Raw genomic sequence first — 22,925 nt, forward strand, 5'->3', positions numbered from 1 at the left:
ATAAGCAGGACCTGCAAGTTGTTGTGAGTTGGCGAGCTGCATTGGAGCCGGAACGAGACGCCGCCGAACCAAGGCGCACCCGACGCACTTTGCCGGGTGTGAAAGTGCGCCGGGCTCGCCCCAACATCATCAGTACATCCGTGATGATGCTCGCGGCAATGAGACAAGTAGCGTGGCGGAATTGAGGCTCATTGCGTTTTGTACTTGAACTTCGACAATGTTTTTCGTGAGCTGATCCAAAGGACTTGAATCGCACGCAGCGTCACATTGTACGATCGCGAACTTGGCGCTCTTCATCCAGCAAGCAACGTATTTTCCGTGACACGCCGGCCTTGGACGGGAGGCACCGGTCGAATGCTGCGAGCATGCACATCGATTTTTCCACGAAAAGCCAGTTTGAACGTCTCGGGACAGCCTGCCCGCTCTTGATGATGCCTTTAGATCCCTGTCTTCGTCACAAAACGGCTGCATGTCAGGGAGTACAGAAGCGACGCGCCCTCGGATGAATGATTGACACTGCACACAGCCTAGTCGGAGGACGTCTAGCCGCTTGGGCCGTACTCGTAAGACACGTTCATTCTACCCACAAGACTCCAGATAATCGCCAAGGAGCGACGCTCACTCCCACTGCCGGCCCTAAGGTGGGTTGGCAGCGACATCGAGAGCGGGATCAATCTCAAGAACAGTTAGGCGCGTTTGACATAACGCAAAGACACAAGAGAGGGCACCGGTCAGTTTCACGCTGTTTGCGCATGGGAAAGTTAAGCCTTGCAGACCTCCCTCATAAACAAGTATTGCGATGCTCGCCTGCCTTGGTACACCATCTACCCAACCGTACCGGATTTCTCCGCGATGGTCGGTCCCAAGATTTGTGAGACATGGTTGAGGCGGCTGCCGCCGAACGAACCCGTATCGCTCTACCTCCACGTTCCGTTCTGTCGCTCGATCTGCTGGTATTGCGGCTTCCCTACAGGCCTCACTCGCAGCGAGCGTCCGATCCGCAATTATTTGGCGGCGGTGCGGGATGAAATACGCTTGGTCGCAGAGCAAGCGCCGCCCGCTCTGCCGGTGAGCGACGTGCATTTCGGCGGCGGGACGCCGACCACCATTGCGCCGACTGATCTCCTGGGCTTGATGGAACTCCTGCGTCGCTGCTTCGCGTTCAGCAAATCAGCTACCATCGCCATAGAAATCGACCCGCGTGCGTTCACGGCCGAGATGGCCGAAACGTTAGAAGCGGCGGGGATCAGTCGCGCGAGCATAGGCGTGCAAAGCTTCGACCCCGTGGTTCAAAGGGCGGTCAACCGCGTCCAGAGTGAGGTGCAGACGGCTTCTGTCGTCGAAAGCCTTCGCCAGCATGGGATAAGGCGCATCAATTTCGACCTTCTCTTCGGACTGCCACATCAGACGGTGCGGTCCTGCGTGGACTCCGCGCGGACGGCCCTGGCCATGCGGCCAGACCGGCTTGCGGTTTTCGGCTATGCTCACGTCCCCTCCTATATGAAACGTCAGCGCCAGATCGATGAGACGGCGCTGCCGGATAATGTCGCCCGCGCCGAGCAAGCCGCGGCTATTGCAGATACGCTGGTCTCGGCCGGCTACCGCCTGATCGGGCTCGACCATTTCGCCCTGCCCAACGACGAGCTGGCGCTGGCGCAGAAAGCCGGTCAGCTGCGCCGCAACTCCCTGGGTTATTCAGCTGATACCTGCAAAACCGTAATCGGCTTAGGTCCGTCAGCCATCGGCCGTCTGCGTGACGGTTACGTCCAGAACGAGAGCGCAACCGCTTCCTATGGCCAACACATTCAGGCTGGTCGTCTGGCAACCTCAAAAGGCTACTGTCTCTCCCCCGAAGATCGGCTCCGCGCCGCAATTATCGAGCGTCTGATGTGCGATTTGCAGGCCGACGTACCAGCGATCTGTGCTGCTCACGGATTTGATCCGATTCCTCTTCTCAATTCGGCCGACCGGCTGGGAATGCTTGCCGAAGACGGGATAGTGGACATTGAAGAGGGATTCATTCGGGTCAAGCAGGAACACCGGTTTGTCATTCGTGCTGTTGCTGCCGCATTCGACACTTATCTCGACCGTACCCCCTATTAACTAAGCCGCGCATGTGAGCAGATCCCAAAGATCTAAGCTTTTCTCGACGTAATGATCTGAAGAGGCACCTCCGGCAGACAGGCCAGATTTCGAGGATGCAGCGGCGGTGTCATGACAACAATCTTTCAGATATGGCCTCAAACCGGGAGGGCTGACTAAAAGGAAGCTGATTTGAAGGAGAAGCGCAGCGGATTCCGCCGTTCAGGGCCACGGCTCGATCATGCCGAAAGGGCTCTGCCCCACCTCTCCTTGAGTGCTCTTGATAATGGTGACTGCCTCAGCGCGACGTGCCGTTGGAGACGCCGGCGTCCGCACCGGCTTCGGGAATTTTACGGCTGGAGGCAGCTTTGCGAAGCTATGGTCCACCTCCTCGAGCACAGTTGGACACTCGACCACGCCCGCAGCGTCTCAGACTCAAGGCTCGGCTGTCTTCGGTCCGGCAATCACTGGCGCGCCTCCGACGGAAACAGGTCCATGTGGTTTGGACCGCCCGAAGCGTTTCCTGGCGACGCTCGAAACAGCCCGGGGTGGCGACAAAGGAGGCTCGGAAGCAGCAGAAGGGACAGGTGTTGAACTCTGCAGCGCATCGATCCGCGAAGTCAGCATGGTGATCTGATCCAGGATCCCTTTGAGGACATCCCGCTGGGCATCGATCTGGCGGTTGAGTTCTGCGATCTCATCGCCAGCTTTCTGCTGTGCCCAATTTATCTCGAATAGGGATGCCCTGTCCTCCAGTGACAGGCTCATTGTTGAAGCGACATCCCTGCTTTCCGGCGTCTCGACAGGCTCTTCAAGGTTAGCCCAAAGCCAGGCGCCAGCAGCACACGAGCCGACGAGGACAAGCGGGAGCACCAAGACCGGGAGAATCCGTCTTGACGGCCCGTGCAAGAGCGGGCGCAAGTCTGAAGCGGCCGCATGTTCAATCAAGTCCATTGTTTCTCGCTCAAGATCCCATTCCAGCAGGCTTATTTTGTCGACGCGATCGCCCGCGATGCTCCCGCGCTCCAGGAGCTGCCAGCGTCGACAATAATCAATCTTGGCGAGCTTCCCGATCGGCTGCGCCTGCTCCTATGAAACGCTCCTTCTTGAGCAACGCAAGGCGACAATTTGCGCGCGTTCTCCATGATAGCGCCACCAGCGAGCAATGGTTCTCGTCTTCGTCGGCGATGGCGCAGCATTTTCTCATCATTCAGAAGAACCTTGCAGATCGTCTTTTCTTGCCCCGGCACGAATGCAAACCGTCCACTGATCCGGCAGTGTGTTCGATGGACTCCCGCCTCACGCCTTGCCTGACCAGCAACTTCATCTGGGACGGGCCACGTAAGCGCAACGGCTGATCGGCCGAGCCGCAATGGCCGATTGGACTGGCAACCATTGCACCTGATCAACTACCAGTTCCGGCAGGTTGTTCGAGATGACGGGCACGTGCCAAGCGTGACCAACGAACGCCGCGCACATCAAGGATTCGGATGCAAGATAAGTTTTGCCGCGCTGACGGCAACCAGCAACTGCTCGCCGATATCCGCCAGAGCTGCTCGATGGCTGATTCGTCCGGTCTCCTGGGCCATCACGTTGGATGTTGTGGTGTGGTTGCCGCGCGCGCAAATTCAAAGGCTCTTCGGCCTTCAAGCCCGCCGATTGTCTCGTGTTTCGCTGACAACGATACCAATGAAGCGCTTCGTGAAGCCACGCCTCTTGCACGGCGAGCCTTGCTTTCGGGTAGCTGCCGTTTGGCTCAGAAAGCCGCCTTCGATGCAGATGCGCGCCACCGCCTGACTCACAGTGAGCAAGGTGGACGTTCGCAATATTCTGGTGGCCAGGACAGCAAGCCCCGCGCGCTCGTCGTCAGCATATGCCGAGCCAGCGCTCTCCGCTGGCTCTCGGCGCACCGACGTCATGCACAAGCAAAGTTTCGGACCAGATCATCATCGCGCCGCGAGCTGAGAGGTTCAGGAAGCCTGAGTGGCTCTGTTCGGATAGATCGCGTTCTGGCTCGTCCCCCTCGCCCTCGGACGCGAAAGGACGCCGGCGATGCCGCTTGCTGAGGAGCGCTGGCGACGAAGCGATCCAGACTGCCGCCGCGGAGGGATTCTGGATTGCTTCGCTGCGCTCGCAATGACGATGTGGAAGCAGGCGCGTGGCACACTCCGCCGGGAGCTCACTCTGGGCCAATCAGGCCGCAGTTCAATCTATTCATGTCCGGCAGACATGGACCCGAACTACGCCATGCGTGATTGCCTTCTTGCGACGACCTCGCCTCGAACATACTCGGCTAGGTCAGCACTTTCTTTCAATTTCAGACCAAGGCGAAAGCAATCTGGGCTTGCTATCGCACTTTCGCTAGCGGCTTGTCTGGTCGGCAATTCCGTTCGGGCACAAACCGCCAGCGGACTTGATCCTAGTAACCACCCTGTGGATGAGACCCGCAAAAGAGGAAAGACTTCCGACCGGGCCGCAAAGCTCCCGATCGACCTGGTCCGTCAGGCAATCCGCCCTCCTGCCCCGGCGCTAGCAGCAGGTCCCGGAGTGCCTTTGGAGAAGCGCGGCAATGCGGACAGGGCTGCTCAGACGAGACCGCAAAAAACGATCGATCCCTTCCAAAGGTACGACAATCTGCGTGAAAAAGGGTTGTGGTTCCCCATCCCTGGTCCTGCAGATACGATTGATCAGGACAAGGGGGGCGTTAGATCTGCGCTGGCGGACGTCGGCATCGGCTATATCGGGTGGACACATAACTCCTTTGCAAGCAACCAGCTACCGCATGCAGCCAGAAGCACTATCGCAAACCAGCTCTATATGGGCCAGAATCCGACTTTCGCGTCGGCGAACCTCATGATCGTCACCTACGATCTGAGCCGGTTCGGCATTGCCGACGGACAGATTGTCGTAGGAGCCGAGCAGCAATACTGGACGTGGGATCGCCCAGGGCCAGATCGAGTGGGACTCAATACGCTCGCCTACTACCAGACTTTCTTCGACAGGACACTAGAGCTCAAAATTGGCTACCTCAGAAACCAGAATGAATTCACCGGTACATTGTTCGGAGGGATTACAGGATCGAACATGTCTGCCTTGTTCCAGGCAGGGATGAGCACCAATGCCGCGCCCACGCCGGCGGTCAACTTGAAGTGCAATGTCGACGATCGCTTGTATAACAAGGTCTCCGTCCAGCGCTCAATCAGTCCCGATGGTCCCTATGCCCACATAACGGAGAATCCCACTGGCTTGAACTGGAGCACGGCCAATGCAGGCATCCTTTTCGTCGAAGAAGCCGGCTACAAGAGCAAGGCTGCTCCCGGCTTACCCGACACGTGGCTGCGGGCGGGCATTGGCTTCAACACTAGCCGCTACACGGATTTGGCGGATCCCAAGCAACAAAGGAAGAGCGGAAATAATTTTCACTACATCGCTGCGGACAGGCAGCTCTGGCAGAGTGACGCCCTTGGGTCGCCGTCTCGCGGCATCTACGGCGGCTTTTCCATCATGGGAGCTCCACCTGAGCGCAACAGGATAAGCCGGTATTACGAGCTTCGTCTTTATGCGAAGGGACCTTTTGATAACCGGCCCAGTGATCTGATTGCCCTCGTTGCGACCAACACGGCCTGGAGTACGCTTGCAGTGGATGCTGCTCTGGCTAAAGGCCAGCTTGCGCACCGCGATAGCACAGCAGTCACGGGAACATACATCGCGCATCTCGCTCCGGGGATATATGCAAGCGTCGGACTGTCATACATTCATTACCCGACAAGCATCACACACACGCCCCAAACGGAACACGCGCTCAATCTGTTGGTATCTACGTTGATATTCTTCTGATCATCGCAAGCGCCGTTCTGCTCCGACGTTATCGTGACGCATGGGACCGGACCTTCGCGATCCCCTTGAAGGGACCGGCCGCATCTGCGCTAGACCGTTCGAGGGAAGCAAACTACGTGGAGCAACGACCCAATTTTCGAGGACATTTTCCAGATTGTCTCGCCTTGCATAGACAGCAGGTTCGCAAGGCACGCAACCTACGATGATTTGCGAGAGCCTCCTGATCAGATCTCGGTTACAGCTACTTATCGAATTGAGCGGGGTGGCACTCCGAGCATGAGCTGGGACAGATAAGGAATGTCGCGCACGGTCCAGCGAACCGCTAGCGCGACGGCAACAATCGTTGTCCCCAGAAATGCAGCCGCGGCAGACCTCATTGTGGGGTCCCAAAGTTCTCCATACTGTATGGAATCCATGAGACGGAATACGGTACCCTGAATCAAGTACAGCACGAGCGTGCTCGGTCCCAGTTTTTCGGCGATAAAGCGGACCACCCGATTTGAGCGACCAATATTCCAGCATCGAAGCAGGACCTCAATCATTACCACTGAGGCAGCTGCGGAGCCGAGAAACATCAGAAGCACATTTTTTGCCGACTGCAAATCCTGGACCACAGCGAGATTGTTGTAGACATAAGTGTCGGTGCGCCAGGCCAGAAAGCACATCATAGCCGCTATTGAGGCAGACATAATCAAGAACACCCTGTGAGAGCGCATTATGCTCGTCCACCGTTCTCTCGACTGCGCAAATAAGAATCCCAGGCAAAAAAACGGGTACATATACTTTATAAGAGGGAATATGGAAAAAGTCAGAGGCGCAAGCACGACCAGAATGACGGATACGAACAAGGCCCAGGGCAACCAACGATTGAAGATCGAAATAGTTTTAGTGAGGATGAAACAAATGAACGCGGCCCATACGAACCAGTATGTGCCGACGAACTCATTCAGGAACTGCAAAACGGTGTCTGGTGCGCCCGCCGATCGGGGAAACACGGCAAACTTTAATGACTCCAGAAGAGAGCACCAAAACAGCATCGGCACCAGGAGCTGCGTCGCACGACTGCCGATAGCTTGCGTGAACGACTTTGCCAGTAGCGCTCGGCAAGAAAGATAACCGCTTATCGCCATAAAGAGGGGCATGTGGAACATGTAGATCCATTTGAAGCATGCCGAATCCCAAAATCCTTCATTTTGGTAGAGGATATATTGGATCAGGTGACCGGTGATCACTAAAATGATGAGCACTCCTTTGGTGAAGTCCAAAGCGAGATCGCGATCGTGCGCTATCTCAGGCACAATCTTTCCTGTTACATGATCTATCAACATCTCGGCACACTTTATCCAACCAGCCGAATACATGCTGGGGTTGGCCAGCACCTATTGTTAATGGCACGTCGCTGTTGCGTAGTCTCTTTGCATGGAAATCGAGATATCCGATGACAGCGGAGACAATTGTCACCGAGGGTCTACGCTCCAATAGCTGACTGTGCGATAAAGACCGAAAGGAAGGGGGAAACGAGCTATACGATGGTTTATCGATTTTTGTCGCACCAAGCTCGCTTTCATCGGCTTCCCGGGTCCAGCGGGCACTTGCACTCTGCTCCCGAGCGGACCCGGTGTTTGCGGCGCGAGGAGACTTTGCATAGCGGCGCAATAACTGAACTGCGCATGAAGGCTTAAGCTATGCAGGTTGCGAACTACCGCGCCCGCCGAGGAATTTGGGCACTTGTCCATCGCCAGCACGCGGCGCGGTGCTCCGTCGATCACGAATGCGTTCAATCCGTAGTAGCTGCGGTTTTCAAGACAAGAATTGGCGGACTATGTGAAAGGATCAGGGATGCAGAAAGCAGGTCCGGGCATGCACCAAATTCGTAGAATCCGTTGAGCTTGGCAGATTCTGCAAAGAGAAGGCAGGACGGCGGGACGGTTCAGGCGGTGCCCCTGCAACCGATCCATCGCCTGCCAATAGCCTCGCCAACATAGAACGCCTTACGCGAGCTGCCCCGCCGAAAGTCCGATTGCAGCCCTGCTGCCTCTTCAGCCACGTTCAGGATAAATGCGTACGCGCTGGCGGCCGCCTTCGCTTTCCACCAATTCGCCCTTGTAAGGCACTCCGCGGATCTCGAAATAAGTCGGGCGCCCAACTTCGGGCATGATGCCCTGGCCTTCAAGGACGCGGATAAGGTAATCCGGCAGGAATCGCTCTCGGTGCTCCCATCCCCCGCGGATCAGATACCCAAGATCAACAGGCCCCTCACCGGATTGCGCGGCTGACACGATCGGCCGGGGACGATGGAGCGACTGAGACGGGCCAGGTTCATCCGGCTGGCTCACGCGGGGATGATGGATCAGGCGAACATCCCTGCGGCCTCCCGGTCCAAGCGTCGCCGAATAGCGCTCCCCATTGATCACAAACTGACTTGGCCCGAACTGGTTTGGCAGCAGATGGATATTGCCCAATACATCGATCAACACGTCTGAAGCCGTCTGGGAGCCGTGGCGCCAGCCGGTGCCAACGATCGCGCCAATATCCCGCACCTCCGGAGCCGCCCCCGGCGGTCCCGCGAACGACGAGGCGTCTGCAAATTCAGATGCTGGCGCAGAGCGCGCATCGTCGCGCAAGTTGTGAGGTGTGGGTGGATCCAGATCAACGAAGGAGTCCAGACCGCCGTAGATGTTTGACGATCGAGGCCTCACGGACGACGGCGATGCGGGGTCTTGCATCTGTTGCCCAAGCCAGGCCCAGGCTCCCTGGCCGAGGGTGGCCGGTGTAGCAGGAAGCTCGAGTGGCGGATGCGCATGCGCGGCCCAGTGCGGCGCTGGCTCTGGTGAGCTGGGTCCGTGGATCTGCTCGCCAAGCCAGTTCCAGGCTCCGGCGCTCGGCGTCGCCGGGGTTGCGGGAAGCTGCTGCGACGAACCGGCCTGCCAATGGCTGGGCGGCGGTGGCATCAATATGTTGGGCCCGGGGACCTGCTCGCGACGCCAATCCCAGGTTCCCGCGCTCGGGCTACCTGGCGTTGCGGGAGGATCCTGCACTGCATGCGGCTGTCGAGCAGCTTCCCGAGAAGTCTGGCCCGGATCCTCAGGAGGCCTCAATCCAAGCGCCCTGTTCGCCTCCAGGATCTGCTGGTATCGGCCAAGTTTGACCAGATCAGCGTTGATCTTCTTATCGTTGGTTTCGAGCCTGTACTCCTCGAGATCCCGGACAAACGCGGGGGCGGAAAGTCGGCCGGCCATTGGTGGCCTGTCATGGGTCTGCAGCCACTCACTCAGCTTAGACATGCGGCGAGCTTGCCTGTCGATTGTCGCCGGCTCGATCCTGTGTGTCGCCTTTTCCGCCGCCACCCACATGCCGATGAGGGTTGCGTCCGCTCCGTGAGGAGCCAGTCGGCGGAGATCAGGCGCCAGGGCGTTTCCGGCACCGACCTCACGGAGCTTCTTCAAGGCCGCCTTGATGCGCGTGACGCGGTCCTTTGCATAGGTGTCGACGTCCTCATCGAGCTCAGCTTCCAGCTGGTGGTTTTCCACCTCGGGATTGTCCTGCTGCGCGTTATCCAATTCGCGGCTAATTCGATCCGCAATTGAGGGCCTGCCGGCCGTGCTCAAGCGCGCGCTCAAATGGCGCAAATCGGTTGCTGCATTCTTGATCGTGCCGTCGGTGAGTTTACCCGCCGCCTTGTTTCGGAAATCTTTAATGAGCTCCTCATCGGCCGCAGAGACCCCGCGCGTCCGGCCCGGCTGCCTCGCATAATCAATTCGTAAATTCGTCGAAAAGAGGTCAGATTGCCCCGCCTCGCGCGACGACTTTTCGCTGCCACTCCGGCCAAGCGCCTTGCCGATTCCCGACTTGAAGCGTGACCATAATCCGAGGCTTTTTCCGCTCTTGGCCGACGCGGCAGACTCTGGGTCCGGAAAGCTGTAGCGTGCGCTGCTGAACAGATCATCTCGCAAACCAGACTGCGGCACTTGCGTCGAAGCGGGAAGCTGAAAGCTGAGAATGTCTACGCTCCGGCGCGTGTCGCCGAGCGCACCCTTCCTAAAAGCGGAGTGCGGCGGCGCCCGCATCGAACCGCCGAAATCGTCCCGCCGGACTGCTCGACCACCTCCTGCGGGAGGCCGATCAGGCGAAGGTGACTTGCTTTGATCAGACGGACCGAGATGCAAATCCTCCATCCGCTGCTCAAAGTCGCCTTGCTCGCTTGACTCGCCCGATCGCTGCCCCGCCCGCCCCTGCAGCGCGGCGTACTCCCGCATCCAGGCTCCTGAATCGAAGAATGGGTCAACCGGATCCATCCTGCTCTCCTCATGTTTGTATCGACTCTGCAGCAATCCATACGACCTGGATTACGGCGAGATAGCAGCTCGTTCAGATTCTCGATTGTTGTAGCCGCAACCTTTCAAAAAGCTGACGAGATCAGGATATTGCTGCGCGCGAGACCGGCGTCGCATCGGCGCCCGCCTGACGACGGACGGGGTCGTTCCAATTTTGCCGCACCTCTTCGCCGGTCTCGTGTTCGAGCCGACGAAATTGGTCGCCGGTGGATCGCCGAATTCAAGCATCACGGCGGGACTCACATAGCTGCTACCAGTCTCAATGGATCATACGTGACGAGCATCTTGTCGTCCTTGGCATCATTTTTGATAGTGAGCTTGTCCTGTTGTAGGCGTTCATTGATGACGCACAACGTCTTTTCCCCGACGCAGACCGGGAGGCGTTCTCGTGCCTTGGAGTTCACTGCAGTTCTGAGGGACCGAATTGTCATCGATTGTGTTTCGCCAGGTTCGGAGCTGTTGCTCGAATGCCGTATGTGAGATCCAGGTCGTCCGGGAACCGGCGAACTGCGCCGTAAGCCTTGGAAAGGGACGTTCCGCCCTTGAAGACGAGATTCTCGCCCAGTGGCCACCAGCGCGTTCAGGCGTCAACGACCCAAACATTCTTTTTCGGGAAGATGTGCAGGCCGTCCTGAGTTCGCAGCAGTAACGGTGAGCGCCTCTCGGGATCGGATAGGTTTAAAAGTTTATCCAGCACGCAGCTTGCTTACGGGCCTCGCAAGCCGAGTTGGCAATGAAGATCCGGCAGACTTGGATTCGCTCACTTCAATCGGGCTTCGTCTTTGACTGAGGGACCAAAAGGTTTCTCGTGCAGTCTCGGGATCGCCGCGCTCGAGCGCGCGCACGACCTCACCGGCACGACGGCTTGCCATCGTAAGCTGCCAACGCGGTGCATGCTTGAACTAGAAAAACTTGCTTGCCACGATGGAGCTCGCGGGAAGCCCCCGAAGTCAAATAAACCTGCCGAACAGTCAGCTACCTCGTCAAACCGAGTTGGTTGGCTGAGCCAGCGCCTGCGCAACCAATAATTTCACCGCTGCGCGCCTTGGTCTCCTGAACAACTTTTCGACCGACTGAGCTCTCGTCCCGAAGCGGCTTTCGACGCGACGCAAATGCGCGTCGCCTCGCGCGCGGGAACTTTCGTCGCTCGGCAAGACCGAAAGGCCCTGATCGACGGCAGCGCACTTGCCAAGGTGCAAAAGCACCTTGGCAGCGATGGGTGAGGCTTCACGATCGATCTTTACGTATCGCCCGCAGAGCAATGATAAATATCTCTGCGGCGGTTTGGGAGCCTCATAGTTTCAGGCCGCGCTCTGCGAGCACACGGTGCATGACCTCGCCTTTGATCTCGCCAGCGATCTCCTTTCGGACTTGGGCGCCGAGAAACCGCTCGGCATCCGGATCGCCTAGAAGACCACGCTCGGCCAGTCGCTGATCCAAGCGGGTTTGAAACTCCTCGCCCATGGCTTCGACGAGCCGGTCTCGCATCGCTTCATATTCGCCCGGAGCGATGCGCCTCAGCACCGTCTCCCAGGGTTGCCAGCGGCTTGCCATGTAGTCGGTGAACTGGCTTGCTTCCCGCCCCCGGACCAGGTTGAGCGCCTCCGTCGCATCATCCTCGCTTACGTGAGAGACCGCCAGGAAGCGCATGTCAGGGGCGACATGACTGAGCTCCAGTGGCTCGCGCAGCCGATGTTGATAGGCCAGGTAGACTTCGATGTCGTCTACGTTCGGGTTGCCGTTGGCGAGCGAGTTGACCCTGTCGCGCGCGATCTCGTCCAACGCCTCCAAGCGGAAGGCGACACGGCCGCGCTGGATCAGATCGCCAAGCCGATCGTCATATACCCCGTCCTCGACGTCAGCGTTGAGGCGCGCGGTCTGCATACCATTCCAGTGCAAGGTGACACGATCCTCGCAGCTCGCGTTGGCCTCGGAAGCCTGCGCAAAGCACTGCTCGCGCAATGTCGGATTGGCGGCCGCCTGCCGCAGATCATCAGCCACTGCCTGCCGAAACCCGTCATTGCCGTAGTTCACAGTGGCTCGCAGCCTCTCCAGGAACTGTGCGTAGTCTTGGGCGCCGGGCTCATCCGCAAAGTGCTGCCATTCGCCCAGCGCGGCCGGGTCGTCTGCGAGCCAGTGTGCGGCAGCCTCATGCAGGGATTGCTGCGCAAGCTGCGGTGGCGCTTCAGCCGCCAGAGCGAGAACATCGTCCGGCAGCGGGTTATCCCAGAAGTCGAGGCTCTCCAGATGCGGGTAGTAGAGGCTATTATGCGGTACACGAGCTTCTAGAACACCTTCAGGCAGGTTGGTCAGCCGGTTACCGCTGACATTGAGTGATTGGAGCGTGCTCGGAAGAGGGTCGGGGAGGTTGGTCAATTGATTGCCGCTGACATTGAGTTCAATGAGCCACGAGGGGAGGGACTCGGGGATGTCGGTCAGCTGATTGCCACTGACCGCAAGCGCGGTGAGCCCGCTCGGGAGAGCGTCCGGTAAGCTGGTTAGCCGGTTGTCGTTTGCGTTCAGGATCTGCAGTCCGGCCGGAAGGTTTGCCGGCAGACTGGTCAACCTGTTATCAGCGACCTCCAGCTCAGAGAGGGTTGCCGGAAGATCGTCCGGCTCTACCGGCGCCGCTCCCTGCTATGCTCGAATATCTCGACGTAAGCCAAAATCAACTGACGGATCTGCCGCCGGCTCTCCCAGCTTCGCTCCGGTTTCTCGACGTAAGCCAAAACCGTTTGACGAGTCTGCCCGAGGACCTGCTGACGGCCTTGGGCGATGATGGCACCCTAGTTCTGACTGAAAATCCGCTGTCTGAGCAGGTCCTGGCGAACCTGAGTACAATCCTAAGCGCGGAGGATTATGTCGGCCCGACTGTCCACCTTTCGCACGACGACGAAAGTGAATCGTCCGGGACAGACGATGAGCAGGCGGACGCTCTCGCTGAAACAGTTGCAGAATGGCTGAAGGGCAATCCACAGGAGGTCGATCGGGAGGTGCTTGCCGCTTGGCAGAACTTTGCAGAAGAGCCGGGCGCTCGGGAATACGGGCTTTTCCTCGCCAAGCTGTTCGAGTCCGTCAGCTCTGGCAATGAAGGGTTCCGGCAATCGGTGGCCAATGATCTGCGTCAGGCGGCAAAAAACCCGCAATTGCGTGCCCAGTACTTTCAACTGGCATGGGATGCCAACCAGAGCTGCGAGGACCGCAGAACATTAACCTGGAACGGAATGCAGACCGCGCGCCTCATCGCGGAAGTCGAGAACGGCCTCTATGACAACAAGGCACGGCTTGCCGATCTCGTCGAATTGGGGCGCGTCATGTTCCGCATGGACGCGCTCGAGGCGATCGCGCGCGATAAGGCTCACTCGCTCGCCTCGGTCGACAACGTAGAAGACATCGACGCCGTTGAAGTCTTTCTTGCCTATCAGAACAAACTGCGCGAGCGGCTGGGACTACAACACGTCGCGCCGGACATGCGCTTCTTTGAAGTTTCCGGCGTTACCGACTCTGACGTTGACAGCGCAGAGACATCCGTGCGGAACAGGGAGGCGGCGGAATTTGCCGACTATTTGGCAATGGATTGGCAGCCTTGGGACGATGTGATTCGCCGCATCGCACCTGAAGAGCATGCCAAGACGCAGGACCAGCTCATTGGTGCAATGGGAAAGGAGTTCGACAGCCGAATGGAGCAACAGCTCGCCGATCAAGGCCTGACCGGGGCTGAAGCTGGCCTCGTCGAAGATGCCAAGCGAGTGTTGGGTGCCGCAGTTCGCAAAGAGATCGCCCGTGAGATCAAGGGCGCTCTAAGAGACAAGGTGCTCAATGATCTCGGCCTCACCCTGTGAAGCCAGCTTTGCTGCAGGAAGCTGTTAATTCCTGCTACAGTTTCCCTCTGGTGCGCCGGTTTGTGCCCGAGAGCCTTCACGTGATGCGCAGCAAGCGGAGCGGCGCCGATCTAGAAACCGGCGCTGCTCGACTCGTTCCAGCGGGTGTTTCCCGAAAGCGACGATGGCCGATCTCGCGATGAGGCGGATGATCGTCGGCTGCTATCGAGGGCCGCATGGATACGGGCAAATTGTCGAAATCGGAGAGCCGATACGCGCGTTTGTACGGCTTCGGAGCCGGCATGGAAGAACGCCGGATTCCACCGTACTTGCACCGCGTGTCGGCTGATCGAGGAGACCGCTGCTGGCTGAGCTACGAGGGGCCTGACCATCACTGGCCGAACGAAGATAGCCCCGAAGCATCAGCCACTTCGTTCTCCAGAGATCTGCGCAGGCGCTGAGCAAGAAAATCAGCCGTTCCCAAGCGATGACGACGGTGCCGACGTGACGGTCCGTAGAGCTTGCCGACACTGATCCGCCGAAAACGGACAAGATGATCTGCGAGCTGGAGCGGGCGCTGTGGGCGGACCGCGAACCGATGAGATCGTCGCGCCTGCCCCTTCTGTCGGTGTGACTCCGGCGGCAGTTGGGTTGCTGTACAAGACTCTCCATCACAATCAGGCTCTCCTCCCGTCATTCACCCGAGGATCGCCGTCGAACCCCTTCACCGTGAACGTTGCTCTTTGTTTCATCCTGAGTCGTTGGCAGCCAATCTGTGACACCCCCGAAGAACACGCTCAGCGACCATCTCGCAGCTTCGCCCTCTGTCAGCTGATGGGAATGAGGCTCGCGGCCTGAGGGGTTAGCCCCGACGCCGAAGGATCTGTATTCAGCATAATAGCTTGTCCTCAACGTATTCGTCTTGCCGGGCGTCCATTCGCGCCACCCTTCCGCGGTGACGGGGGCATCTATCTTCGCCGACAGGAAGACCACGGTGGCGTAGGGGCGCCAGGGGCGGCCAAGTGCGATAGAGCGCGCAGCAGGGTCGGCACTCAGCCTGCAATGATCAAACACATAGCCACTGTCCTCATCCGGCACTGCCTTGCTCTGAGCGGTGTAGATGACCGCTTGATTGGCGATGCCGTGCAACTCACATTGCCGGAACCAGGCCTTGGCGTTGCCAAATATGAAATCGACATGCCCTTCGATGTAGCAGTTCGAGAAGTATTGTCGTGACATTCTGCCGTTTGGTCCCTTGCCCGCAAACAGCGTGTCCTGGGCGCCGAGCAGACGGACGCGCGTAATGACGTCCCTATCTCCGGTAACGGACAGCGCTACCGCCTGCGAGGGTGGATTGGCCGGATCGAGGGCGTAGTCGTTCTGGATGGTCAGATTCTCGAGCCGGAAGTCATCGCCGGCGGCATCCAGCGTCGCCGAACGGGCGGTTCCTCCTACATTGATCGCGCCGTCGCCATACACAATGACCGTATCCTCCGGCTTCCTGCCAGTCCCTTCGATATGAATACCGGATTTGGAGATTTTGACCTTCTCGCGATAGACGCCCGGCGCGATCCGGATATTTCCGCCTTCCGCCGGCAACGCGTCGATGGCTTGCTGCAAGGAGTGATAGTCTGCAGTTCCGGCATGCGACACCGATAGTGCCTGAGCGTACGCTGCCGAGATGCAGAAACATCCCGCCAGAAGTGCAGCGGCGGAAATGAAAATTCGCATGTGATCTCACACTTCGTTTCTCAGCGGGATAGTCGCCGCGCATCGACACGAGATTGTCAACGCCAAATCAGAACCTGCTCGTCACCTTGGCATTTTCGGCCTTGCAAAACCCTCGCCAAATTGCAACCAACTCGGGACATGAGGCCGACCGCGTACAGTAATCTTGGCCCCAGATGCGGAACTCACCATCTGAGTTCGGTGCCGGGTGTAGTGCTTACTGATTGCCGTCGCGGAATGCCCTGGAACATACCTCCGATCCGCGCAGCAGCGGTTGTGTAGCTCGTCCGGGCAGCGGGGGCCATACGTCAGAGTGATTTGCGGTGACCTTCGCATGTTCAAGTTGCCAAGTCGCGGAATTGGCGAATCGGACATCTTCGAGTGTCACGTCCAGGGCATGCCGCTCGTCTACGCCGCGCATCAGCAGCACACCAGTGTCGCCATGCACATGACGGAGAACGATTTGCCGATAGACCGGAATCCTCGTGCCTTGAGCGCGCGGATCATATTTTGTATCGAAGGCCAGCGGCCACCGGTTGCCCCGCAGGCACACGTACTCATAAGTCACGCCCTCGACCAGACCGCCTCGACTAACATCGCTCTTGATGCGCAGGCCCGACGTCGTACCATCCAGCGTCAGATTACGCACCAATATGTCTCTGGCCCCGGAATTCACCTCGCTGCCGATCGACATGCCATGCCCCCAGCCGAAATAATTATCAATGATCGAGATATGGCTGCTTGAGCCATTGTCGCCGGCCTTGATTGCGACGTTGTCGTCACCGGTACGGATCACGCTGTGGGTGATGGTCACATCCTGACTGGCGCCAAGATCGATGCCATCGGTGTTGCGGGCATCCGCCGGCGAATCGATCGTGAGGCCCCAAAACGTGGCACCTTCAACCCGGTTCATCGCGACATGAAAATTGGCAGCGTTGCGCAAGGTGACACCAGAGAACGTGATGTCCAGCGCATGATCGACCTGGATCAAGCGTGGGGCGTTCTGATTGCCGCCCTGGGCTTGGGCGCGGCGGGCTAGCTGCCACCAGGTTTCCGCGCCGCCGCCGATCATTGCGCCGCCCTGACCATCGATGATGCCCTCTCCGTAGATGCCGCCGCCGCGCGTTTTAGAAAAGCTGATGAATGGCCGGCAACCGTCGCCCTTTTCTGCAATGCGACCACATTGTCCGAGGCCCTTGTCGTAAGCAGCAGGTTCGGGGATGGCGATCAGTGTCGCACCGCGTCCGACCCATAAGGTCACGCCCGATTTCATCTCGAGTGGACCTGAGTGAAACTCGCCGCGCCCAAGATAAACTGCAGCGCCATCGGGGCAATGTTGAATGGCGTCCTGTAGGCTAACTGTATCGTTCTTGCCGGAAGGCACAGGGCGATCGCAGACCGTCTGAGGTGCAACAGGTTCGGCGATAGTCCGGCGGTCTTGCGCTTTTGCGGCGGGGCAGACAACCATGGAGGCGAGTATGGATAATAGGGCCCAGCTGCGAAAACGCTTTGTCATTGACCTGCTCGTGCTTTGTCACGCCCACGTTTGGCGCGTGCCTTTTCTGGTATTGAGCGCTGGCTCGATCGAGCCGTCGCGCGCGTCACTGGCCCGCGCAAGATGACATTTATAAGACGCAGCAGAGGCCTGAACCTTACGATTGCGCAGCAGCACCTTGCCTATGCGCGAACAAGACGAAGCGTTGTGCGTTAGTCCAAAATCCAAACAGCTTCTCAGCGTTCTCACACTGAGAGAGTGCCCAACCGGCCCCGATTTTCGGCATCAACAACTGCGCGTGAATCCGGACGCTGCGTCGGATCGACGTTTGATCGAAGAGCCGCACTACAAGAAGTGACAGGAGCGCCCACGGTCACCTGACCACCGAAGCTGCCGTTCAGCCAGGAGGGCGCACCGCAACATTTGTAGCGACACGTCGTTGGACGAACGCGGGGCGATCGGCTTTCACGGCGGCAAGATCGAGGTCGAGCGCTCGCGGGGTTAAGGAAATCGACTGTTCACCGCCGCTGACGCTAGGAGCTGTCGAAGGCGATCCGCGGCGCTCCGATTGGGCCTCGTCACTTAGCCGCTGCCAGATCGCCTCAGTGGGAGCCACGGGTGTGCACCCGACACCTCGCCGAAGCCGCAGCCCGCACGCGCCTGACCTTGACTGCTGATGAACCTCCTCGCTGTTCTTGAAGCGCCCGCAAAGCCATACCTACGTGTTTGTTCTCCTTGAACACGGTGTTAGAGAGCCGATTTCGTGCATTGTCATCACTGGCTTCGAGCGACTGGTCGCGCTCGCCGGGGAAACGCGCCACCTTGTAAAGCATTTGAAGATACTTCTCAGCAGTCGCCGTGACAGTTTTTGTCGAGCACTGACGCCGCTCATCATCTCGTGAATGTAATCAAAATCCGCGCGACACATTCGGCGGCGGTTTGCGGCCGAGGCGTCGGGCAAGGCCAGCGGAACCGTTCCCGCGCGCCGCATCCAATCGCTGCTCAAAGGCGTCTTCTACCGGCTGGTTCGGCTGCTGATCGTCTGACGGCGTGCTGTACCGATGGCGGGGGTCCTGTGTTGGATATCTCGAAATTGTGCGAGTCCATGCCAGTCTCCCGTCCAGGATCACTTCAGTGGGTTAGTCCGTACTCGGAGAATCTTTCGAGAAGCTGACGAGGCTACAGCCGGCTCCGGATCGCATTCGCACCGGGAACCAGGACTGGGCGGCCATGGAAGACTATGAACCGATCGAGGGGCTAAACTTGGCCGAGGGATTTGCGCGATTCGGATCCGAGGCCGCCTTGTCGGCGATCGAGCGAAGATTGAAGCAGGTGCTTGGTTCGAACGATATTGATCTTCTAGATTCTGACACGGCAGCACACGGGGCATGCACTGACGAGTTGCGTGAAAGACAGCATCTTCTGCCACTTCCATTTCTCGAGAGAGTGGTCGCCCGATGTTCCTACAACGGAGCCTCCGGAGCCGTCTCTAGGATCGCCGCGCACGGCACGCAAACCGCGCTCGATGTATTGCTAGAAATCCACACGGGCGCCACCGCCTCGCTCAAGGGAGCGGTTATGGATTCGTTAGAAACGCTGGCGGGCCGGTTGGGCGCATGAATTCGGCTGACCGGCAAGGGCAGACCTGAGGCAGCAACAGTTTGAAGTGACTGCAAATCGAAGATGCTACCAGGAGCGGCGGCAGACCTCCCCTCGTCGGCCACCAAGCAGGTATCCCTGAAAGGCACGCCATATGGTCTATTGTCCTTAGTCCTAGGACAAAGGACGGAGCGAATTTGTACGAAAAGTCAAGACCTTGTTGTATTGCTGAAGCTCGTGAGCCTTCAGCAGGCCAAAAATGAGGGCGATGCGCATCCTGGGGAGGCTGCGTATCACGATGACCCTTACTCCGTACGCAGCCTGGAATCAGCCCTTGGTATCAGCAAGACAGAGGTCAATGCCTCGATCAACCGGAGCCTTTCGTCGGGACTTGCGGTCAAAGATCGGGAATCCGGCCACGCAAAGCCTAACCGCCGCAATCTTCATAATTTTGTGGTGCACGGATTGAAGTTCGTTTTTCCGGCTAAACCGGGTGCGATGACCCGGGGCATCCCCACCGCCTTTGCCGCCGCCCCGCTTAAAAATCTTATCAGCGCAGGAGAGTACATTTATGTCTGGCCGTATGCAAAAGGCAAAGACATGGGGCAGGCGGTAGAACCGTTGTACAAAAGCGTGCCCCAGGCCATTCAAAAAGACGATCGTCTGTATGAATATCTGGCCCTATCGATGGTGTCAGGCTTGGAAATCAAAGGGAGGCTGGGTTCGCGGCCGAGCGTCTATCGGAAAGGCTTCTCAGAAAATGACCACCGTTAAAGACCGATTGCTTCAAATGTTGCAAACGGTCGCGCAATCTTTGGGAGATGAACTGCGCGAGCGGCTAGTATTTGTTGGCGGTTGAAATCCAAAACGCAGACGATGATGTTCGCTGCTACATTGCAGAGAAGTTCAAAGCGCTCTTAGGTCATGAGGATTTTGACCATTTCCTCGACGGCAATATCAAGGGACCTGAAGGCCGGGTCGATATTGTACGAGAGCGCTTTGTTGCCATAAGCCAGAGCGATGCTGGCGAGTGAGAGGGGAATGGAGATCAACTGGCGCAGTGAGCAAGGAAAGAGGACGCGCGATAACCGGGATTGCGGGGGAGTCGGAGTGCGCGCCGATGCCGTGTTATTTCTCCTTCTCGACGGTTCAACCTCTGGCCAAACAAGCGGTGACCTTGCCCGGCAGATTACCCGCGATGCCGTAGATTGGTACGTCGGCCACAGACGAAGCCGCAACGATAGAAAGCCTCAGCGCGCAGTTGCGCCGCACTCATCGCAGTTTATCTCCGCGGTTTGCGCTGCCGCGAGAGCTTGAGATCGCGTGCAGCTCCGGACATGGCGGTCAGCGTGAAGCGCAAGGCGTCGGCTCCAACTCGTCCACCAGTTCCAGAGGGTCCATAACGTTCCCCTGGACTTCGACATCTTGGCGCGGACCGAACCAAGCCGGGATGCGATGACCCCACGAGAGCTGGCGCGAGATGGTCCAAGCACTGCGTTTTAGAGCGTTTGTTGTCCATGTTTTCGATAGTGGCGAATACATGAAGAGCCGTGGCATTGGCCTAGCGTAGTCCCCACTTTTCCTGAAAGTTGAGTCGTGCTTCAAGGGTACATGAGCAGCATCCCTGAGCGACAGCGATTAGCTTGACGAAGGAGTGACCTGCCATTGCTTTTCATCCAGCCGCAGTTAGAGTCTCGGGGTTTTTGCAGCGAGACCGAAGTTTGGACCACTCAGAACTAGAGTTTTGCGCCTCTTGCAGCGAGACCGAACTTTGGACCACCCGGAACTAGAGTTTTGCGCCTCTGATCACGTTGGCGGGCTGGTGGCGCCGACGTGGGTGTGCAGCAAAATCGGTGGTCGATTTCCGATTGCCCCATGGGGCCGTTCTTCATTGTACTATCTGCGCCAAGTCTCCACTTTTTGCTGGGCGTCCGCAGCTTCTTCCAGTTGAAATAGGTCGCCTGGCTGATCCCGGCCTTGCGGCAGATCTTCGCCAGGTCCGTGACCAAACCTGTCGCCGTCAACGTGCGCGGCGGCAGCTTTCAACGGTCCCATGATCGAGGCGGAAACGCCACGGCTGCATCCGGGTCAACAGGATCATCGACGCTTCGCGATTTGGGCGGTCGTGCGTTACGTATTGAATTGTTTGCCGCAGAGTTGCGCTGGCGTTCATCGATGGACGATGAGACCGCTCGAGACTCAAGCCTCCGCTCCAGATCCGCCAATCCTGCCTTACATTCGGCGACAACCGATTGGGCGCGAAGCAGCTTGACCTTGAGCTCGTCCTGTTGCCTGAGTATTTTCTCAAGATCCGAATCGTTCTGCATTAGCTCATTGACCATCTGCAAGCACCGATGCAAGGCCGGCACCTAGCTTCAAGAATGCAGGCTCCGCATGTCGCAGATGCCCCACCCTGAGCCATGGGCTAAAGCGATGTCCAACGACCGCCCAGAGGACGCCTTTACGCTGGCGTTCTCGTTGAGAACCACCATTCGTTGCGAGCCCCTTAGAAGACAATCGGCTTCTGCCCGGCAAACCGGAGCGCGACCTGGAGATCGCAGAGTTCGCGAGGCAGGCGCACGGTTTGGAAAGCGCATCAGGGGACCTCTGCCATCGATCAAGCGGGCAAGTTTCATCTGAATACTTCGACCGGATGCTGAAGGAGCATCATAGTCACAGGTGGTTTCGTCACATCTTCAAGCAACCGGCATGCCAATGCCGATTGAGCGTTTTTATGAAGAAACGATGTCGGTTTTCCCGCAGCACGTAGTTGCAGGCGGTGTTGTTGTCGCGCTTGAAACAAACGGCGTCTTGAGCGAGACAGCCAAGGTCGCAACCACGAGCATCCGCGCACTTTCTAATGAAACTCTGGCAGGACTGGATCGAGTTCTTCCTGCTCGAGCGTCTTGGCTCCATCTTTCGCCAGGTACGCTGCCAGAGCTGCGATACCGGAGTCCGCTGGACATCGAGCGGGTGCCGATTTTTTGAACGGCACTTGTCCCAAACGCTCGGCAACTTCGACGCTCATGAGGTGGGGACGGATCGGTCGATCGACGGCGCGCTCGATGGTGTGGAAGATCCAGGTGCCGTCCGGATCGATGTCCGACCAATGAAAGATCGGCGTCTGTTCGGATACCAATCCTGCGATTGTCCGCAGCGCCTGCTGGGTGGCAAGCGAGGGGTACCCGCCGACATACATGGTCGTTCCTAATCGACCTGGGTCCGCCTCGGCGATGTGCCGATTGAAGCTTGCGAAGTTTTCGATCGTCAGAACGTAGGCTGGCCGCTCCCGGAACCGGACGCGATCAGCCTCCTTGGGAGTGATTCCGAGATAATGCGGAGATATCCTGGAAAGATCGGCTCCGTCGAGGTCGATCTTGCCCGCGATCAGCAGGGGCGGCGCGAAGCGCTCCAGCCCGATCGCTCGCAGTGCCTCGCGGGGGCGGGCGCCAGGCGGAAAGTCCATCATGCCGCTCAAAAGCCGGACCACGGCCCCCTCGATGCGCTCGAGTATCTTGCTGTGCCCCACCGTACGTCGCGAGAAAGTTTTGTAGTCGACGTCCAGATGCTTGTTGTCGAGGATCGCCTGGGCGAGAACGAATGCGTGGCGCAGCGTGTCGACGTCGGACGAACCGAATCCGTGCCACGTCTTACCCCGCGCCCACACCTCTGCGATTTGAGAGCCGCTGTTCTTCAAGGACTCGTGCAGCGCCACTCCGGCTACAAGCCGGACGGCGGCATGCTCCGCGATGCGTGAGGCCGGGGTGCGGCCGAGATATCGGTATAAGATCTCCGCCGAGACCAACCGCACGTGCGCCACTTGGTCTCGGCTGGCGCCGCGCCCCCAGCGGATGGAGACCGCGCCGGCACTTTCGGCTTCCCTGATCTGTTTCAGGAAGGCGTCCGCCGCGACGACTGATGGGAAGGCGGGGTAGTCCGGGTGGGCGATCGGGCTTGCGGCCCCCGCCTCGAAGCGGTTGAGCAGGTCGTTCAGCAGGCCGAGCGCATCCGTGAAACGCCGAGCCATGG

The 22,925-nt window shown here is 58.5% G+C and carries 15 protein-coding genes and 2 pseudogenes; 8 read left to right on the forward strand and 9 right to left on the reverse strand.

Going from position 1 to position 22,925, the window contains the following annotated elements:
- Positions 1-768: 768 nt before the first annotated feature.
- Positions 769-2,103: an oxygen-independent coproporphyrinogen III oxidase gene (gene hemN / locus I6F24_RS29265; RefSeq protein WP_225129718.1), complete on the forward strand. Its 1,335-nt coding sequence runs from the start codon at positions 769-771 to the stop codon at positions 2,101-2,103.
- A 414-nt stretch (positions 2,104-2,517) separates the two neighbouring features.
- On the opposite strand, the gene I6F24_RS29270 is transcribed toward hemN, so the two are convergent.
- On the reverse strand, positions 2,518-2,850 hold the full coding sequence (locus tag I6F24_RS29270) for a hypothetical protein (RefSeq protein ID WP_225129721.1): 333 nt from the start codon (positions 2,848-2,850) through the stop codon (positions 2,518-2,520).
- A 168-nt stretch (positions 2,851-3,018) separates the two neighbouring features.
- Here I6F24_RS29270 and I6F24_RS29275 point away from each other — a divergent pair, with 168 nt between their 5' ends.
- The 3 genes from I6F24_RS29275 to I6F24_RS29285 all read left to right on the forward strand — a co-directional run bounded on the left by I6F24_RS29275 (position 3,019) and on the right by I6F24_RS29285 (position 5,919).
- Positions 3,019-3,177, forward strand: a complete 159-nt coding sequence (locus I6F24_RS29275; RefSeq protein WP_225129722.1) for a hypothetical protein — start codon at positions 3,019-3,021, stop codon at positions 3,175-3,177.
- A 300-nt stretch (positions 3,178-3,477) separates the two neighbouring features.
- Positions 3,478-3,879 carry a hypothetical protein gene (locus I6F24_RS29280; protein WP_225129724.1) on the forward strand — a complete coding sequence of 134 codons (402 nt, stop codon included), beginning with the start codon at positions 3,478-3,480 and terminating at the stop codon, positions 3,877-3,879.
- Between the two features lie 750 nt (positions 3,880-4,629).
- The gene (locus I6F24_RS29285) at positions 4,630-5,919 is read left to right on the forward strand and encodes a carbohydrate porin (protein ID WP_225129821.1); all 1,290 of its coding nucleotides are present in this window, start codon (positions 4,630-4,632) and stop codon (positions 5,917-5,919) included.
- Between the two features lie 245 nt (positions 5,920-6,164).
- Here the strand turns inward: I6F24_RS29285 and nolL are convergent, their stop codons facing one another.
- The 4 genes and pseudogenes from nolL to I6F24_RS29305 all read right to left on the reverse strand — a co-directional run.
- Positions 6,165-7,247, reverse strand: a complete 1,083-nt coding sequence (gene nolL / locus I6F24_RS29290) for a nodulation factor fucose acetyltransferase NolL (RefSeq protein WP_225129823.1) — start codon at positions 7,245-7,247, stop codon at positions 6,165-6,167.
- Positions 7,248-7,958: 711 nt separating this feature from the next.
- Positions 7,959-10,214, reverse strand: coding sequence for a hypothetical protein (locus I6F24_RS29295; protein WP_225147987.1), 2,256 nt, complete (start codon positions 10,212-10,214; stop codon positions 7,959-7,961).
- 466 nt (positions 10,215-10,680) lie between these two features.
- On the reverse strand, positions 10,681-10,818 hold the full coding sequence (locus tag I6F24_RS29300) for a nucleotidyl transferase AbiEii/AbiGii toxin family protein (protein WP_225129825.1): 138 nt from the start codon (positions 10,816-10,818) through the stop codon (positions 10,681-10,683).
- A 728-nt stretch (positions 10,819-11,546) separates the two neighbouring features.
- Positions 11,547-12,869: pseudogene (locus I6F24_RS29305) on the reverse strand (NEL-type E3 ubiquitin ligase domain-containing protein); the annotation flags it as partial.
- Between the two features lie 23 nt (positions 12,870-12,892).
- On the opposite strand from I6F24_RS29305, the gene I6F24_RS29310 reads away from it, so the two are divergent.
- On the forward strand, positions 12,893-14,095 hold the full coding sequence (locus I6F24_RS29310; protein WP_225147989.1) for an NEL-type E3 ubiquitin ligase domain-containing protein: 1,203 nt from the start codon (positions 12,893-12,895) through the stop codon (positions 14,093-14,095).
- Between the two features lie 672 nt (positions 14,096-14,767).
- Here I6F24_RS29310 and I6F24_RS29315 read toward each other — a convergent pair.
- A complete protein-coding gene (locus I6F24_RS29315; protein ID WP_225129734.1) occupies positions 14,768-15,805 on the reverse strand; it encodes a pectinesterase family protein in 1,038 nt (345 codons plus the stop codon).
- A gap of 214 nt (positions 15,806-16,019) precedes the next feature.
- On the reverse strand, positions 16,020-17,318 hold the full coding sequence (locus I6F24_RS29320) for a glycosyl hydrolase family 28 protein (RefSeq protein ID WP_225129736.1): 1,299 nt from the start codon (positions 17,316-17,318) through the stop codon (positions 16,020-16,022).
- A 1,209-nt stretch (positions 17,319-18,527) separates the two neighbouring features.
- Between I6F24_RS29320 and I6F24_RS29325 the strand changes: the two genes are divergently transcribed.
- From I6F24_RS29325 to I6F24_RS29335, 3 genes are all read left to right on the forward strand, one after another.
- Positions 18,528-18,917 (forward strand): hypothetical protein, encoded by a 390-nt coding sequence (locus I6F24_RS29325; RefSeq protein ID WP_225129738.1) that lies wholly within the window; start codon positions 18,528-18,530, stop codon positions 18,915-18,917.
- A gap of 204 nt (positions 18,918-19,121) precedes the next feature.
- Positions 19,122-19,670 (forward strand): hypothetical protein, encoded by a 549-nt coding sequence (locus tag I6F24_RS29330; RefSeq protein WP_306469178.1) that lies wholly within the window; start codon positions 19,122-19,124, stop codon positions 19,668-19,670.
- Positions 19,671-19,744: 74 nt separating this feature from the next.
- Positions 19,745-19,930, forward strand: coding sequence for a hypothetical protein (locus I6F24_RS29335; protein ID WP_225129740.1), 186 nt, complete (start codon positions 19,745-19,747; stop codon positions 19,928-19,930).
- Between the two features lie 772 nt (positions 19,931-20,702).
- On the opposite strand, the pseudogene I6F24_RS29345 reads toward I6F24_RS29335, so the two are convergent.
- Together I6F24_RS29345 and I6F24_RS29350 are read right to left on the reverse strand one after the other, a co-directional pair.
- A pseudogene (locus I6F24_RS29345) lies at positions 20,703-20,828 on the reverse strand (integrase core domain-containing protein); the annotation flags it as partial.
- Positions 20,829-21,753: 925 nt separating this feature from the next.
- A complete protein-coding gene (locus I6F24_RS29350; RefSeq protein WP_225129742.1) occupies positions 21,754-22,923 on the reverse strand; it encodes a Wadjet anti-phage system protein JetD domain-containing protein in 1,170 nt (389 codons plus the stop codon).
- Positions 22,924-22,925 lie beyond the last annotated feature (2 nt).

The sequence above is a fragment of the Bradyrhizobium sp. BRP23 genome (assembly GCF_020194135.1).
GTDB lineage: Bacteria > Pseudomonadota > Alphaproteobacteria > Rhizobiales > Xanthobacteraceae > Bradyrhizobium > Bradyrhizobium yuanmingense.

Excerpts from the sequence above, each read along its gene's own strand:
- I6F24_RS29270 (WP_225129721.1), bottom strand. The coding sequence starts at position 2,850 with ATGAGCCTGTCACTGGAGGACAGGGCATCCCTATTCGAGATAAATTGG.
- I6F24_RS29275 (WP_225129722.1), top strand. The coding sequence starts at position 3,019 with ATGTTCAATCAAGTCCATTGTTTCTCGCTCAAGATCCCATTCCAGCAG.
- nolL (WP_225129823.1), bottom strand. The coding sequence starts at position 7,247 with ATGTTGATAGATCATGTAACAGGAAAGATTGTGCCTGAGATAGCGCAC.
- I6F24_RS29295 (WP_225147987.1), bottom strand. The coding sequence starts at position 10,214 with ATGGATCCGGTTGACCCATTCTTCGATTCAGGAGCCTGGATGCGGGAG.
- I6F24_RS29310 (WP_225147989.1), top strand. The coding sequence starts at position 12,893 with ATGCTCGAATATCTCGACGTAAGCCAAAATCAACTGACGGATCTGCCG.
- I6F24_RS29315 (WP_225129734.1), bottom strand. The coding sequence starts at position 15,805 with ATGCGAATTTTCATTTCCGCCGCTGCACTTCTGGCGGGATGTTTCTGC.
- I6F24_RS29320 (WP_225129736.1), bottom strand. The coding sequence starts at position 17,318 with ATGACAAAGCGTTTTCGCAGCTGGGCCCTATTATCCATACTCGCCTCC.
- I6F24_RS29325 (WP_225129738.1), top strand. The coding sequence starts at position 18,528 with ATGGAAGACTATGAACCGATCGAGGGGCTAAACTTGGCCGAGGGATTT.
- I6F24_RS29350 (WP_225129742.1), bottom strand. The coding sequence starts at position 22,923 with ATGGCTCGGCGTTTCACGGATGCGCTCGGCCTGCTGAACGACCTGCTC.